The organism is Phreatobacter sp. GW821-FHT04C01, from assembly GCF_059420385.1.
Window position 1 is genome coordinate 277480 of record NZ_JBWKTP010000009.1, and the last position, 15614, is coordinate 293093.

Annotated in this window: 15 protein-coding genes; 8 read left to right on the plus strand and 7 right to left on the minus strand. The window is 68.9% G+C overall.

The features are described from left to right. Positions 1–112 precede the first annotated feature (112 nt). Positions 113–457: a hypothetical protein gene (locus tag AC07WJ_RS28805; protein WP_494938141.1), complete on the plus strand. Its 345-nt coding sequence runs from the start codon at positions 113–115 to the stop codon at positions 455–457. Between the two features lie 118 nt (positions 458–575). Here AC07WJ_RS28805 and ampC read toward each other — a convergent pair whose 3' ends face one another. Together ampC and AC07WJ_RS28815 are read right to left on the minus strand one after the other, a co-directional pair. Continuing rightward, positions 576–1718, minus strand: coding sequence for a class C beta-lactamase (gene ampC / locus AC07WJ_RS28810; protein ID WP_494938215.1), 1143 nt, complete (start codon positions 1716–1718; stop codon positions 576–578). A 196-nt stretch (positions 1719–1914) separates the two neighbouring features. Further along, positions 1915–2535, minus strand: coding sequence for an NAD(P)H-dependent oxidoreductase (locus AC07WJ_RS28815; protein WP_494938142.1), 621 nt, complete (start codon positions 2533–2535; stop codon positions 1915–1917). Positions 2536–2614: 79 nt separating this feature from the next. On the opposite strand from AC07WJ_RS28815, the gene AC07WJ_RS28820 reads away from it, so the two are divergent. Beyond that, complete coding sequence (locus AC07WJ_RS28820) at positions 2615–3244, plus strand: TetR/AcrR family transcriptional regulator (RefSeq protein WP_494938143.1); 630 nt, start codon at positions 2615–2617, stop codon at positions 3242–3244. Between the two features lie 6 nt (positions 3245–3250). Here AC07WJ_RS28820 and AC07WJ_RS28825 read toward each other — a convergent pair whose 3' ends face one another. Both AC07WJ_RS28825 and AC07WJ_RS28830 read right to left on the minus strand, forming a co-directional pair. Next, entirely contained in the window at positions 3251–4264 is a 1014-nt protein-coding gene (locus tag AC07WJ_RS28825; RefSeq protein ID WP_494938144.1) for a helix-turn-helix domain-containing protein, read from the minus strand. A gap of 154 nt (positions 4265–4418) precedes the next feature. After that, the gene (locus AC07WJ_RS28830; RefSeq protein WP_494938145.1) at positions 4419–5039 is read right to left on the minus strand and encodes a TetR/AcrR family transcriptional regulator; all 621 of its coding nucleotides are present in this window, start codon (positions 5037–5039) and stop codon (positions 4419–4421) included. 358 nt (positions 5040–5397) lie between these two features. Between AC07WJ_RS28830 and AC07WJ_RS28835 the strand changes: the two genes are divergently transcribed. The 5 genes from AC07WJ_RS28835 to AC07WJ_RS28855 all read left to right on the plus strand — a co-directional run bounded on the left by AC07WJ_RS28835 (position 5398) and on the right by AC07WJ_RS28855 (position 10129). Further along, entirely contained in the window at positions 5398–5874 is a 477-nt protein-coding gene (locus AC07WJ_RS28835; protein WP_494938146.1) for a (2Fe-2S)-binding protein, read from the plus strand. After that, positions 5871–6854 carry an FAD binding domain-containing protein gene (locus AC07WJ_RS28840; RefSeq protein WP_494938147.1) on the plus strand — a complete coding sequence of 328 codons (984 nt, stop codon included), beginning with the start codon at positions 5871–5873 and terminating at the stop codon, positions 6852–6854. Before AC07WJ_RS28835 ends, AC07WJ_RS28840 begins: the two co-directional genes overlap by 4 nt. Further along, a complete protein-coding gene (locus AC07WJ_RS28845; protein ID WP_494938148.1) occupies positions 6851–9151 on the plus strand; it encodes a xanthine dehydrogenase family protein molybdopterin-binding subunit in 2301 nt (766 codons plus the stop codon). The genes AC07WJ_RS28840 and AC07WJ_RS28845 overlap by 4 nt, the downstream gene beginning before the upstream one ends. A gap of 236 nt (positions 9152–9387) precedes the next feature. Further along, the gene (locus tag AC07WJ_RS28850; RefSeq protein ID WP_494938149.1) at positions 9388–9690 is read left to right on the plus strand and encodes a hypothetical protein; all 303 of its coding nucleotides are present in this window, start codon (positions 9388–9390) and stop codon (positions 9688–9690) included. Between the two features lie 229 nt (positions 9691–9919). Continuing rightward, complete coding sequence (locus tag AC07WJ_RS28855; RefSeq protein WP_494938150.1) at positions 9920–10129, plus strand: hypothetical protein; 210 nt, start codon at positions 9920–9922, stop codon at positions 10127–10129. A gap of 54 nt (positions 10130–10183) precedes the next feature. On the opposite strand, the gene AC07WJ_RS28860 is transcribed toward AC07WJ_RS28855, so the two are convergent. From AC07WJ_RS28860 to AC07WJ_RS28870, 3 genes are all read right to left on the minus strand, one after another. Beyond that, a complete protein-coding gene (locus AC07WJ_RS28860) occupies positions 10184–10888 on the minus strand; it encodes a glutathione S-transferase N-terminal domain-containing protein (protein WP_494938151.1) in 705 nt (234 codons plus the stop codon). 120 nt (positions 10889–11008) lie between these two features. Then, positions 11009–12277, minus strand: a complete 1269-nt coding sequence (locus AC07WJ_RS28865) for a serine hydrolase domain-containing protein (RefSeq protein WP_494938216.1) — start codon at positions 12275–12277, stop codon at positions 11009–11011. Between the two features lie 76 nt (positions 12278–12353). Then, positions 12354–13793, minus strand: coding sequence for an alginate export family protein (locus AC07WJ_RS28870; RefSeq protein WP_494938152.1), 1440 nt, complete (start codon positions 13791–13793; stop codon positions 12354–12356). 254 nt (positions 13794–14047) lie between these two features. Here AC07WJ_RS28870 and AC07WJ_RS28875 point away from each other — a divergent pair, with 254 nt between their 5' ends. After that, positions 14048–15430: an aldehyde dehydrogenase family protein gene (locus tag AC07WJ_RS28875; RefSeq protein ID WP_494938153.1), complete on the plus strand. Its 1383-nt coding sequence runs from the start codon at positions 14048–14050 to the stop codon at positions 15428–15430. The last annotated feature ends 184 nt before the right edge of the window (positions 15431–15614 follow it).

Sequence of the window (15614 nt, forward strand, 5' to 3'; positions counted from 1 at the left end):
TGCCACCACTCCTCGCAACCCCACGCAATACCCCGCAATTCCGCCCCGCCCGCTTTGCTCCAGAATGTCCCCAGAAGCGTTGGATCGCTCAACGCGCTGCCGGAGACGGGACATGTCGGGACCTCAGCCCATCACGCATTCGCGCCGGAACTTCATCGCGGTGATCGCGCTCGCCGCAGGCCTCGCCGCCTGCAATCCGTTCGGGCCGACGCTGATCTCGTCGTCGACGGTCAATGGCAAGAAGATCAATGTCTTCGCCAGCGGCAGCGCCCCGCGCAATTCGGATGTCGAGCAGAACGGCACGGCGACCCGGCTGAAGCTCGGCACGCGGGTGGTCGTGGTCAATCTCGACGGCCGCGTGTCGATCGATGGCGTCGAGACCGCCTATGGGTCCTTCACCGAGATCAATGTCACCCTCGGCGACAACAACACGATCGAGGTGAAGGTCGTCAAATGATCCGCCCCCGGCTTGCGCCAGGGGCGTTCCGGGCCGGCGCCGGACGAGGCCGACACCGTGATGGGCGCGGGACGCCGGCCGGCCCCCTTGAGCGCCGGCCGCGACCTGGCGCACCGGGCTACTCCGCGAGCCGCGACAGCACGGCGAAGGCGGCGCGCACCCGCGCCTCGTTGGGATAGTTCTTGTTGGCGAGCATGACGATGCCGATGCGCCGGGCCGGAATATAGGCGACATAGGCGCCGAAGCCGTTGGTCGAGCCGGTCTTGTTGATCAGCACGTCCTGGCGCGGCGGCATGGGCGGCTCGATCCGGCTGACCGGCACCGGATTGCGGTTGACCGCCGGCGCATTGCCCGCGACGAGGTCGGCGAGACCGGCGGGATAGGAATATTGCTCCCAGACCAGATCCTGGACATAGGGTCCGGCCCGGTAATAGCCGGCATGGGTCGCCATCAGAGCCCGGCCGGTCGCCTCCGGCACCTGGCCGATGCCCATATTCAACTCGACGAAGCGGATCATGTCGACGGCGTTCGACTTTACCCCGTAGGCTTCCGCGGCGAGCATGCCGGGACCGACCCGGACCGGCGCGCCGGCGGCCGTATGGCCCCAGGCATAGGACTTCATCTGGTCGGCCGGGACCGTGATATAGGTCCGGCGCAGGCCGAGATCCGGGAACAGCCGGCGCTCCATCAGGCCCTCGAAACTTTGCCCCATGCTCCTGGCCGCGACCATGCCGAGCAGGCCGATGCTCGGATTGGCATAGGTGCGCTGGGTGCCGGCGGCGAAGCGGGGCTGCCAATTGCGGAAATAGGTCATCATCTGGTCGTGATTGCGCACCTCGTCGGGCATCTGCAGCGGGAAGCCGCCGGCGGTATGGGTGGCGAGGTCGAGCACCCGGACGCCGCCGAGCGCGCTGCCTGCGAGTTCCGGCAGATAGTCGCCGATCCGGCCGGCGAGCGAGAGCTTGCCGGCGATCTCGGCCGAGGTGGCCAGCGTCGCCGTGAACGTCTTGCTGATCGAGCCGAGCTCGAACAGCGTGTCCCGGCTGACGGCGGCCCGCGGCTGCCGCGAGGCCAGGCCGTAGTCGAAGAAGTGGCGCTGGCCGCCGATCGTCACGGCCACCGCCAGTCCGGGAATGCCGAACTCCTCGATGACGGGCTTCATCGCGACATCGACCACTTGCCTGACCTGCGCATCCCGCGCGGGGTCGGCATGGGCAGGGGCAACGTGGCCGAGCGCCACGGCGAGGACGCCGGCGGCCATGCGGGGAAACAGGCGTGAGACCAAGACAACCTCCAGAGCTTCAATGACCCGTCAGCCGTCTATGACCCCAGCCAGGCTCTGGCAAACGATGATAACTGGGCTGAGCCATGAGGAAAATTGGGGTGCCGGCGGCGCTCCCCGCCATGGTCGAACGCCGGGCCCGGCCCGGCCCGCCGGCCGCGTCATCGGAACGAGCTCATGCCGCGCGCCTGGCCTCGCAGCGCGCCGCACCGTCGAACAGGTCGCGGCCGATGGCATGCGCCGCCGCGAGGTGGATCGCCGGATCCTGCGCTTCGGAATCGAGCATCAGCGCGGATGTCGCGACACAGGCGCCGCAATAGTCGAAGATGCCGTGATCGATCTGCGTCGTCATCGCGCCGGCATAGCCGTGCCGTGCATAGGTTGCCGCATCGGCGCCACCAATGCCGACGAGGTGCACCCGCAAGCGCCCGAGCTTCTTCTCCAGCGGGACATCCGGCCGGAAGTCGAAGGCCCAGCCATTGGCGAAGACCCGGTCGATCCAGCCCTTGAGCAGGCCAGGCATCGACCACCAATAGACCGGATAGACCAGCACCAGGGCATCGGCGCGATCGATCCGCGCCTGCTCGGCGGCGACATCGGCGGGCGGCGGCGCCTGCCGGCGGTGGACGGCGAGATCGGCCATGCCGAAGCGCGGATCGAAGGCCTCCGCCGTCAGGTCGGCGATGTCGAAGGAATGGCCGGCGCCGGAGAGCGACAGCCCTTCGGCTATTCCGGCGGCGACGCCGTGACTGAGCGAGCCCGGCTCGGGATGGGCGACCACGATGAGCGCGTGCATGGCGGAAACTCCTGGCGGTGGATTGCGGGGGAAGGACCAGCGTTATATACTTTTTGTAAGTTACGTTTGGTATATAACCATGTCAAGCACCACCCGTGATCAACCCCCGGCGCATCAGCCGCGTCGCCGGCTGGCCAGGCAGGAGCGTCATCGCCAGCTCCTCGACGTCGCCTGGCGGCTGGTCCGCGACGAGGGAACCGAGGCCTTGACGCTCGGCCGGCTCGCCGAGCAGTCCGACGTCACCAAGCCGGTGGTCTATGATCATTTCGGCACGCGCGGCGGCCTGCTGGCGGCGCTTTATCAGGAGTTCGACGCGCGCCAGACCGCGCTGATGGACGCAGCGCTCGCGGCCAGCGAACCGAGCCTGACCGGCATCGCCACGGTCATCGCCGCGTCCTATGTCGGCTGCGTGCTGCTGCAGGGCCGCGAAATCCCCGGCGTGATCGCCGCGCTCGCCGGTTCACCCGAGCTCGAAAAGATCAAGCGCGACTACGAGGTGGCTTTCATCGAGAAGTGCCGCGCCGTGCTCACCCCCTTCGCCGGAACCGGCGCCATTGCCTCCGCCGGCCTCTGGGCCATGCTCGGTGCCGCCGAGGCGCTGTCACATGCCGCGGCCACCGGCGAGATCACCGCCGATGAAGCGCAGCGCGAGCTGTTCGAGACCATTGTCGCCATGGTCGCCAGAGCCGCACGCGGCGGCGGCCGATAGGCGCGCTCAAGCCCCGCCACGGGCGGGGCCGCCCACGGCCCGCTCCGGCTCCGCCGCCATGAGGGCCCAGCGGTAGTCGTTGGGCGTCGTCCCCGCGACCGTCCGGAAGGTGCGGTAGAAGGTGGCGAGGCTGTCGAAACCGCAGGCAAAGGCAATAGCGGCGACCGGCCGGTTGGGCATCTCCAGCAGCAGCCGGCAGGCCTCGGCGATCCGCATGGCCATGATCGTCCGGTGCAGGCTCACGCCCGTCGGCTCGAACAGCAGATGGACCTGCCGGACGGAAACGCCCAGCCGCGTCGCCACCAGATCGACCGACAATTCGGGACGATGCAGATTGTCCCGAACGAGGCGCCGGGCCGCGTGCAGATAAGCGTTTTTCAGGGCCCAGCGGCTCTCCGGCGTGCCTGCGCCCGCCGCGCCCGCCGCGAGCAAGGCCAATTGGGCGAGACCGCCGACCGCGTCGTCGGCCTCGGCGCCGGCGAAATGCCCGGCATTGTCGACCAGGGACCGGAACGATGCCGCGAGCAGCCTGGCATAACGCTGGTCGGTCGCCAGCGGCGTCCTGAACAGGTCGCGCGACCGGCGAGCCAGCAGCGCGTCGCCCGATAGCGGGATCTGCAGGACACGGAAGTGGAAGTCGGACTGCGAGCTCGGGATCCCCGAATAGGGCATTTCCGAATAGCCGACGCCCATCATGCCGGCCTTGACCTCGAAGCGGCCCGCCGGCGTCTCGCACCAGCCGGGACCGGCGATCTGATGCGAAATGACCAGGCTGTTGGCGGCGACGCGGGCGATGTCGGCAGGCGTGCGGCTGATGACATAGGCGGAAGCGCGCATCTCGGCGAGCGTCGCGCCGCCCAGCGCCTGGACCGCGATCTCGCCCCGGAAGGCGGAGCGCCGCTCCGGCGGCAATTCGATGGTGACGCCGCTGAGCCGCCGACCGCGCTCCTCGCGCCAGAAGTCGAAACGCTCGCGCACCGGCAGGCTGTCGGTCGACCAGGTGAGAACGGAGGAGGTCATGGGCATCCAGAATGGTCTGGCCGGAATCCCAACGCACATGCCGCAACAAGGCCAAGTGGATCACGACGCGGCGCACGCGGCAACTGGCTGCCGTCGACGGCGAACCCGACGAAACCGACATCCGAGCCATATCCCATCGACAGCTCCCCGGCGTTCATCGGCCCTTCGGCGCCCCCCACCGCAAGCCGTCCATCAGCAGCGATGCGAGCCTGCGCGAACGCGCCTGCCAGTCCGGTGTATCGGGCGTCGAATAGGTCGCGAACAGGGCATGCAGCACGTCGGCGCTCTCGACATCGCCTCGGATCGAGCCGTCGGCGATGGCCGCCTCGACCAGCCGCTTCAGCGCCAGGGGCACGAGACCGGAGGATTGGGCGAACAGTTCCGATTTGGTGGTGAGCAGGATGCGCAGGCTGTCGGCCATGCCGCGCTTGGTGGCGATATAGCCGACGAAGCGCTGCATCCACTCGGCCAGAGCCACATCCGGTGGCCCGGCCGCGGCGAGTTCGTCGGCTGCCGCGATCAGCGCCTCGACCTCGCGGCGATAGGCGATCTCGACCAGGTGCTCGCGGGTCGGGAAGTGCCGGTAGAGCGTGCCGATGCCGACGCCGGCGCGCCGTGCGATGTCTTCCAGCGAGGTGTCGAGCCCATGCTCGGCGAAGGCCGCGGCCGCAACCTCGACCAGCCTGTCGCGGTTGCGCCGGGCATCGGCCCGCAGGGCCTTCTTGTCGGGGTCGGCCTCGACCGCTTCAGGTCCGGCCGATGGTTCGCCAGCCAAAGATCCACTCCCACGCCGACAGGGGCTTGAACCGCGCCGGCCAAACCTCTATGTTGCATAAACGGAGGCGCCTCCGTTTATTGGCCGGGGCGGCTTCGAGCCCTTATCTCACCCTCGACCGAACATGTCATGCCTCCGTGACGTTGCAAGAGCTGACCCTGCCCGCTTTTATTGGGTGTAAGCTCCGACAGCCCCGAACACGGGATCGCGGCGCCGGCGCCCGCATCTCGGCCCGCCCGCTCCGCACGAGGTTCGGGCGGTACCAGCCCGACAGTCCGACGCGGGCGACCGCCCCCGCCGCCCCATGCTTCATGCCCCTTTCGCACCCTCGTCCAAACCCCATCGGAGCCGGACAGCCATGGCGAACCGAACCACCATCCATCTCGACATCAACGGCCAGGCCTTCGACCTGGCGCTCGAGCCGCGCGTCACCCTGCTCGATGCGCTGCGCGATCATCTCGGCCTCACCGGCACCAAGAAGGGCTGCGACCAGGGCCAGTGCGGCGCCTGCACCGTGCATATCGACGGCGAACGGGCGCTGTCCTGCCTGACGCTGGCGGTGCAGGCCGAAGGCCGCGCCATCACCACGATCGAGGGGCTTGCCGGGCCCGACGGCGCGCTGCACCCGGTGCAGGCCGCCTTCCTGGCCGAGGACGCCTTCCAATGCGGCTATTGCACGCCCGGCCAGATCATGTCGGCGGTCGCCTGTATCCGCGAAGGCCATGCCGGCTCGAACGACGCGATCCGCGAGGCCATGGCCGGCAATCTCTGCCGCTGCGGCGCCTATCCCCATATCGTCGCGGCGGTGCGCCGGGCCGCGGAGGTGATGTCATGAAGGACTTCACCTATCTGCGCGCCACATCCCCCGCCGAAGCCCGGCAATGGGCGGCGTTGCCCGGCGCCATGCTGCTCGCCGGCGGCACCACCTTGCTCGACCTCGCCAAATGCGGCGTCGCCGAGCCCGACGAGGTCGTCGACATCAGCCATCTCGCCGGGCTCGACGGGGTTCGCGCCGATGCCGGCGGCGCCAGCATCGGCGCGCTCGCCAAGATGAGCCATGTCGCCGGCCATGCCGGCATCAAGGCGTTTTTCCCGGCCGTCGCCGAAGCCCTGTCGCTGGCCGCCTCGGCGCAGATCCGCAACATGGCGACCATTGGCGGCAACCTGATGCAGCGCACGCGCTGCGCCTATTTCCGCGATCCCGCCACCTTCCCGGCCTGCAACAAGCGGGCACCCGGCTCGGGCTGCGCGGCGCTCGGCGGGGTCACCCGCAACCATGCGGTGCTGGGGGCGAGCGAGGCTTGCATCGCCACCTATCCCGGCGATCTCGCGGTGGCGCTGACCGCCTTCGACGCACTGGTGCATCTGGGTGAGCGTCAGATCGCGATCGACGACTTCTTCCTGCTGCCGGGCGCCACGCCCGAGCGCGAGCACCCGATCGCGCCCGGCGAGCTGATCACCAAGGTGACCTTGCCCGCCTCGGCCGCCGCGCGCCGCTCGACCTTTCTCAAGGTGCGCGACCGCCAGTCCTATGAATTCGCCGCGGCGAGCGCCGCCGTCGGCCTCGAACTCGAAGCCGACGGCCGGACCATTCGCGACATCAGGGTGGCGCTCGGCGGCATCGCCACCAAGCCGTGGCGGGCCTCGAGCCTCGAGACGGCCCTCAAGGGCCGGCCGCTGGAGCCGGAAACGGTGAAGCGCGCCAGCCTGCTGGCGGTCGAAGGCGCGGTCGCCACCGGCGCCAACCACGCCAAGATCGATCTCGCGCCGCGCGTCGTGGCGCGCGCCATCCTCGCTTTGGGAGAGACGGCATGACCAGCCCCGACACATCGATGAAACGTGGCGACGCGTCCGATGGCGGCGGCGCGCTCGGCGCCCGCCTGTCACGCCTGGACGGCCCGGCCAAGATCACCGGCCGCGCCACCTACGCGGTCGAACATCCCGTCGAAGGCCTGGCCTATGCCGTGACCGTGCAGAGCACGATTGCCGCCGGCCGGATCAGCAGCATCGACGTGACGGCGGCCGAGGATTCGCCCGGCGTGCTGCTGGTGCTGACCCACGACAATGCGCCGCCGCTGCACGGCGCCTCGAGTTGGCTCGGCGCGCCGCCGGCCGAGCCGCATTATCATCCGCTCGCCCGCGACATCACCTTCAACGGCCAGCAGGTCGCCGCCGTCGTCGCCGAGACTTTCGAACAGGCGACCGCCGCGGCGGCGCTGATCGACATCAGCTATGACCGGACGGCAGCGATAGCGGGCCTCGACGACCCCAAGGCCGGCGATGGCATGCCGCTCGCCCCGATGACCGCGGAATGGGGCGACGCGGCGGCGGCCTTTGCCGCGGCCCCCATCCGCATCGAGGCCGAATACCGCACGCCACGCGAATATAACGTGCCGATCGAACCGCATGGGCTGATCGCCCGCTGGGACGGCGACGGGCTGACCGTCTGGGAGCCGAGCCAATGGCTCGACGGCATGGCGCGCACCTATGCCGAATGGTTCGGCCTGCCCTTCGACAAGGTCCGGCTGATCTCGCCCTTCATCGGCGGCGGCTTCGGTTCCAAGGCGCTCGCCTACGGCCATGGCGCCATAGCCGTCATGGCGGCGAAATTGCTCGACCGCCCGGTCAAGCTGGCCGTCACCCGGCCCCAGACCTTCACCGCCTATGGCGGGCGGCCGGCAACCCGCCAGACCCTGTCGCTCGGCGCCGACCGGACCGGCAAGCTCGTCTCGATCATTCAGCGCGGCGCCAACGAAACCGCCGTCGACGGCGTCGCGGTGGAGCCGCTCGGCTCGGTCACCACGATCATGTATGCGACGCCCAACCTGTCGTCGCGGCAGAATGTCGTGCCGGTCAATACCGTGCTGCCCGGACCATTGCGGGCGCCGGGCGAAAACCCCAGCGCCTTCGGCCTGGAAAGCGCCATCGACGAGCTGAGCTATGCCGCCGGCATCGATCCGCTGGAGATCCGGCTGATCAATTATGCCGAGCGCGACCAGCAGGCCGACAAGCCCTGGTCGACCCGCCGGCTGCGCGAAGCCTATGCCGCCGGCGCCGAAGCCTTCGGCTGGTCGAGGCGCTCGGCCGCGCCGCGCTCGATGCGCGACGGCCGGCAACTGATCGGCTGGGGAGTGGCGGCCGGCACCTATCCGGTGCGCCGCACCGCCGGCGAGGCCTTGGTGCGCATTCTCGCCGACGGCACCGTCGAGGTCGCGAGCAGCGGCACCGACATGGGCACCGGCACCTATACGATCCTGGCCCAGACCGCCGCCGATGCGGTCGGCGTGCCGGTGGGGCAGGTCCGCGTCAAGCTCGGGGATTCCGAACTGCCGCGCGCGCCGGTCTCCGGCGGTTCGCAATTCGCCAACCTGATCACCGGGGCGGTGCACAAGGCCGCGCTCGCCGCCCGCGACGCGCTGATCGGACTTGCGATCGCCGATCCGGCGTCGCCGTTCCGTGAGCTGCAGGCCAATACGCTGGTCGTCGCCGATGGCCGGATTGGATCGCCCCGGCAAGGCGGTCCGGACCTCACGATCGCCGATCTGATGAGCAGGCTCGGCCGCGACCGGATCGAGGCCCTGCGCGATACCCTCGCGGAGAACCGCACGGCCGAGGCCAGGCGCTACGACAATTTCACCACGGTCTCGACCATGCGCGCACCGACCGATGGCGACTATTCCATGCACAGCTGGTGCGCCCATTTCGTCGAGGTGCGCGTCGACGAGGATTTCGGCACCGTCCGCGTCTCGCGCATGGTCTCGGCCTTCGATTCCGGCCGGCTCTACAACCCCAAGCTCGCCGAAAGCCAGTGGAAGGGCGGCATCATCATGGGCATCGGCCAGGCCTTGCTGGAGGAAGGCCTGGTCGACGCCAGGCACGGCCGGGTGATCAACAACAATCTCGGCGACTACCTGGTGCCGACCAATGCCGACATTCCCGACCTCCAGGTGATCTCGGTCGGCGTCCCCGATCTCCACGCTTCCGCGCTCGGCGGCAAGGCGGTCGGCGAGCTCGGCATTGTCGGCGTGGCGCCGGCCATCGCCAACGCGGTGTTCCACGCGACCGGCAAGCGCGTGCGCGACCTGCCGATCACTTTCGACAAGCTGATGTGAGGGGCACCAAATAGCCCTCTCCCTCTGGGAGAGGGCTATTTCTGTTGCGCTTTTCGCCCCTGCCCGCGCGGCCGGCCGATGACGATGCCGGCGAGATCGTCGTCCGCCCCACTGCCCAGGGGTCGCCGCGGCGCTTCGCTGCCGGGCAAGCCCGGCGGGACCATGGTCCCGCCGGCCCGCGATCTCAGACCTTACCAGCCGGACGAGCGGCGCCAGCCATGGCCCGGAGGCGGGCCGTGCCGGTGGTGCCGGTGGCGATGCCCCGGCGGCACCCAGTGGCCGCCCCAGCCATGCCGATGACGGTGGTGATGGTGGCCATGCCGATGGCCGTGGCCATGCCCGTGACCATGGCGATGACCATGGCCATGGCGATGGCCATGCCCATGCCGGTGGCCATGACCGTCGCGGGCTTCCGCTTCCGCGGCGCCGACCGTCATGACCGCGAGGCCACCAAGAGCGGCCAGCAGCCAGCCCCTGCGGGACATTGTATTTTCGCTCATGCCGATTCCTTCAATTCACTGCGCCCCCGCCGCCAATAGGCCGCCCCTCGGGTGAATACCGGATGAACCGGCCGGGGCCCGACCATTGGTCCCGGCCCGCGCCACCGCGCGGCCCCCCGGTCCGGCGCTGAGCGCCGATGGGCCAGGTCTTGGGGAATTGTGCCGTTTTGCAACCGATGACCAGCCTCAGGTAGCGGCCGACCTCTTGCTACACGTACAAAACGGGAACAAAAAGAGAAAATCCAAGGCGAATGGATAGGGAACAGCCATGACCAGCGAAGCAGCCGGTGCCGCCGGTCACGATGACAGAACCCCGAGCGAAGCGGAGATCGACGCCGTCATCGCCGAATTCGGCGGCGACCCGAGGGCGGCGTTGCGCGCCCTGATGAGCGATATCCGCACCCTCGCCGAGGACCGCGACCGCGCCGTATCGCGCGGTTATGTCCGGCGCCCGCCGGCGCCAGGACGGGCCGCATGACCACGAGCCGCTTGACCACGGGCGGTTCGATCGCGCGCGGCTCGGTGGCGCCCATCACCCCCTTTTGGGGATCTCCAGGCCGCGCTGCACGGCGGGCCGGGCGAGGCCCCGCTCCAGCCAGGCCGGCACCTGGCTGAGCCGGTCATACTCGACCAACTCGCCGGCGCCGTAGAAGCCGACCAGGTTGCGCACCCAGCCGAGCAGAGAAACATCGGCGATCGTATAGTCGTCGCCCATGATCCATTGCCGGCCGGCCAGCCGCGTCTCCAGCACGCCGAGCAGGCGCTTGGACTCGGTGACATAGCGCTGCAGTGGCCGCTTGTCCTCGAACTCCCGGCCGGCGAACTTGTGGAAGAAGCCGACCTGGCCGAACATCGGCCCGACCGCCGCCATCTGGAAGAACACCCACTGGATGGTCTCGTAGCGCCTCGCCGCGTCGGCCGGCAGCAGCTTGCCCGTCTTCTCGGCGAGATAGATCAGGATCGCGCCCGACTCGAACAAGGCCAGCGGCCGGCCATCGGGCCCGTCGGGATCGATGATCGCGGGGATCTTGCCGTTCGGGTTGAGCGCCAGGAATTCGGGCGTCCAGCTCTCGTTCTTGCCGATATCGATCAGATGCGGCTCGTAGGGCAGCCCGATCTCCTCCAGCATGATCGAGACCTTGACGCCGTTCGGCGTCGGCAGGGAATAGAGCTGCAGCCAGTCCGGATGGGCGGCCGGCCAGCGCGTGGCGATCGGAAAGGCTGAGAGATCGGACATCCAAGGCTCCTGGGTCGCCGAACGGGAACGGCGACGATAACGAGCCCGCGCCAGGGTGCAATTGGCGCGGGCGACCGGAGCTCCACGCTGACGATGATGTGACCGCCGGGAGGGTGACCGTCAGCGCATCAGGTGGTTGGCCACCGCCTCATAGGCCGGCAGCGTGGTCGGATCATTGGCGGCATTGCCGGCCTGCGGGTGCGACGAAAACCGGGCGATCACCATGCGCGCGGCCGGATCGACATAGATCGACTGGCCGTGCACGCCGCGCGCCATGAAGGCGCCATGGGCATTGTGGCTGATCCACCACATGCCGCGATAGCTCCAGCCCCCGAGCAGCGCATAGCCGGCCTTCTCGAAGGCCGCGCGGTCGCCGCCGGCGCGAATGCGGGCGATCGCCGCCTCCGGCACCAGCCGCTGGCCGTTGATCATGCCGCCGTCGAGCATCAATTGGCCGATCCGCGCCATGTCGCGCAGGCCGGCGCTCAGGCCGCCGCCGGCAAATGGCGTGCCGATCGAATCCACCGCATAATAGGCGTCCTGCTCGGCGCCCATCCGGCTCCAGATCCGTTCCGACAGCAGGGTCGCGACGGATTTGCCGGTGGCCCGCGCGATGATCCAGCCGAGTGCATCGGTATTGACGGTGCGATAGCCGAAGGCGGCACCGTGCTCGCCCTGCTTCGCCACCGTCCGGAGGAAGTCGAAATAGCTGCGCGGCCCGCTATAGCCGGCGGGCTTCGGCAAGGGATTGCCGGCGGCCGCATGCTGCCAGACCTCGGCCTGCGGATCGGCATAGTCCTCGCTGAAGCGAAGCCCGGTGGTCATCTCCAGCACCTGCTTCACCGTCGCGTCGCCGAAGGCGCTGCCGGCAAGCTCCGGCACGATGGTCGCGACGCTGGCCTGTTCGTCGATCACGCCCTCGGCCACCAGCATCTCGCCGAGCAATCCGGTCAGCGACTTGGTCACCGACATGGCGGCGTGCTGGCCGCCTGCGTCGAGGCAGCCGGAATAGCGCTCATAGACCAGCACGCCGTCGCGCAGGATGGCGACGCCGTCGGTGTAATTGGCGGCGAGCGACTGCGCCCAGGTCATCTCGGCTCCGCCGCCGAGCGGCGTGAACCGGACCGCGTCGATCGTCTCGTCGATCCGGCGCGCCAGCGGCACCGGCGCGCCGAGGCCCCGGCTGACGCCGACCGTCGGCATCAGCTCGCGATTATGGCAGACGGTCCAGCGCAGCCGGGGAAAACTGAAGAAATCGGGATCGGAAAAGCGGATCACCTTGTCGGCCGGCGGCGGCGCTCCGCGCATCCAGCCGAGCGTCCGCGGGTCGGAAGCCTCCGCCGACAGCGGTGCCGGCGGTTGCTGGGCCCGCGCGATCATCGGTCCCATCGCGCCGCCGACGGCGGTCGCGACAACCGCCATGATCATGAACCGGGATATCGGGCCCCTGGCCGCAGGCCGGCCCTCAATAGCTGACGACGACATTGATGAAACCTCCGGACCAGGCGGGCGTCTTGGACGGCACGATCGAGGCGATCCCGGCTCCGGGAAAGGACACGCTGAAGCCGGCGGTCAGATAGGTATTGGCGTTCACCTTGCGGGTATATTCGATGAAGATGTCGTCGGCGAGGTGCGGAGTGGTCACCCCCGTGATCAGGATCGGCACGCCGTTATAGATTTCCAGGCGGGTGCCCTGGCCGAACTGGATCGGACTGCCCAGTTGATTGGCATTGATATTGGAATAGCGCAGCGTCAGCGTGTCCCGCTCGGTCGGGTTCAGCCTCAGCGCGATCTGATGGGCATTGACGTTCGAATTGATGAACACCATCGACGACTTCGATCCGGTCGACCAGGAGCTCGGCGTCCCCTCGAAATAGAGCGGGTCGAACCGTTCGTTGCGCCTGGTCAGCGGGTTGTCGCCGGAGAAGGTCTGGTACGAATAGGTCAGCGTCGGCGACCATGGCAGGTCGGCGAAGGTATAACCGATCTGGATGCGCGCGGCCCAGGCCTGCAGGTCGACCGAGCGGTTCCATTCATAAGCGAAATCGGCGGCGAAGAACAAGGGCTCGAGCACGCCGCCGAACGGCTTGGCGCGCCAGTAGAGATTGACGAAGTTCAACCCGTTGCGCCCACCGGGAATGATCGAAGGCGGGCCGATGCCGCCGGGAGCGGCCTGCGGATAGGGCGCCTGCGATTGCAGCACATGGCCATAGGTGAGGCCGGCGAAGGTTCCGCCCGGCCCGTCATAGCGGAAATCGACGCCGGCGATCTTGGTGAAGCTGTTATTGGCCGGCAGTTCGTTCGGATCGAGATAGAAGGCGGTCGCGGTGAAGCCGCCGGCGGCGACACGCCCCAACGCCGCGAACTCCCAGGCCTTGCGCGGGCCGAGCTTCAGCGCGCCGCGCTCGAAACCGCTGGTGCCGCCATTGGCGAGCAGCATGCCGGTGCCTGCCTTGAATTCGCGCGGCCCGATCGACAGATCGACCGTCCAGCCGCCCGTCGTGACCGCGCGCAGGCCGGCATACCCCTCCTCCAGGGTGACGCGCCCGACATTGCCGGTGCCGAAGGCGTCGGTACCGTGGGTGCCGGAAGCGACCATCGACAGCTTGCCATAGGCGGTCAGGCCGTCGGCGAGACTGGCGGTCCAGCTCAGCCCGGGTTTGACATAGGCCTCGAGCCATTGGGTGTTCGGGTTGAAAGGCACCGCCGGTGACGTCGCCCTGGCGAGCTCCCAGAACAGGTTGCGCTCGAACACGGCGTTGAGGCCGGCCTCGATATGGGCGCGCACGGCAAAGCCGTCGCCGTCATAGACCAGCCCGCGGTTCTCGGCCCGCGACAGATCGGGCGCCAGCAGGGCACCCGCCAGGGCGGCCGCGGACGCGGCCCGTCGGCGGTGGCGCATCATGGCCCGCCTTCGTCGTTTGGGGCGACCTCGCCCACCCACGGAGTGGTCGTCCGCATGGGCCACTATCACCGGCCGGGCCGCGCCGGTCCAGTGGGCCTGACGGCCCGGCGATGGCATCGGCCCGACGCGGCTCCGGGGCTTCCGCTGCGGCCGGCACGCGCGCAATAATGCCGGCGGCTGCCCGCGCCGGTCGGCGACATCGGGCACGAGCCCGCGCGGCCGATATCGACGTCAGCAAGATCAGGAGATCGACGATGCTACAGGTCGTTCAAGCCTATGACCGCGCGCCCATCGCCGAGGTGGAGACCGACGACGAGGCCGCCCTCGAAACCAAGCTGCAAGCGGCCGAACGGGTGTTCCGCGACCGCGACCACTGGCTGAAGCCCTATGAGCGGATCGCGGTGTTGCGCCGCCTCGCCGCGCTGATGGAAACCCGCCGCGACCATTTCGCCCGGCAGATCGCGCGCGAGGGCGGCAAGCCGCTGCCCGACGCGATCGTCGAAACCAACCGCGCCATCGACGGCGTGCACAATGCCGCCGACGAGCTGCGCAATTTCGCCGGCCGCGAAATTCCGATGGGCCTGTCGCCGGCGGGCGCCGACCGCTGGGCCTTCACCACCAAGGAGCCGATCGGCATCGTCGCCGCCATCTCGGCCTTCAACCATCCGCTGAACCTGATCGTCCACCAGGTGGCGCCGGCGATCGCGGTCGGCTGCCCGGTCATCATCAAGCCGGCCGGCCCGACGCCGCTGTCATGCCGCGATATCGTCGCCCTGGTCCACGAGGCCGGCTTGGCCGAGCCCTGGTGCCAGAGCTTCATCCCGGACGGCAATGCGCTGGCCGAGAAGCTCGCCACCGACCGGCGCATCAACTTCCTCAGCTTCATCGGCTCGGCCAAGGTCGGCTGGTACCTGCATGGCAAGCTGAGCCATGGCGCACGCTCGGCCCTGGAACATGGCGGCGCGGCGCCGGCCATCGTCGACCGCAGCGCCGATCTCGACCGGATCATCGAGCCGATCGTCAAGGGCGGCTATTACCATGCCGGCCAGGTCTGCGTGTCGACCCAGCGCATCTTCGTCCATGCCGATATCGCCGCGGAATTCACCGAGCGCCTGGTCGCGCGCGTCGCCAAGCTGCGGGTCGGCGACCCGACGCTCGCCGATACCGAGGTGGGACCGCTGATCCATCCGCGCGAGGCCGACCGGATCGCCGCCTGGGTCGCGGAAGCGGTCACCGGCGGCGCGCGCATCGCGACCGGCGGCGGCCGCCTGTCCGAGACCACCTTGCAGCCGACCGTGCTGCTCGGTCCCTCCCGCGACGCCCGCGTCTCGCGCGAGGAGATCTTCGGCCCGGTGGTCTGCGTCTACCCCTATACGCGCCTCGAAGACGCGGTGGCCGAGGCCAATTCCCTGCCGGTGGCGTTCCAGGCCAGCGTCTTCGCCCAGGATATCGGTGTCGCCATGCGCGCCGCCGACCGGCTCGATGCCTCCGCCGTCATGATCAACGACCCGACCGCCTTCCGCACCGACTGGATGCCTTTCGCCGGCCGGCGCGAGTCCGGCTACGGCATTGGCGGCATCCCTTACACCATGCGCGAAATGGCCCAGGACAAGATGATCCTGATGCACCGGGGCTAGTGTTCCGTCGCAGTGAATTTGGCTCTTTGAGCGGACAGATTCGGCGACATTGTCCTGGAGATTTTCAAAGCTGAACGGCTGGACTCGTGGATGGCCGCGACAATCAAGCCATCATGATCGCCGTGCAGCAATACGGGTGCCTGTCGTGGGGGCGCGTCGGCGAAGCGGAGCAGCCGGTCTTTGA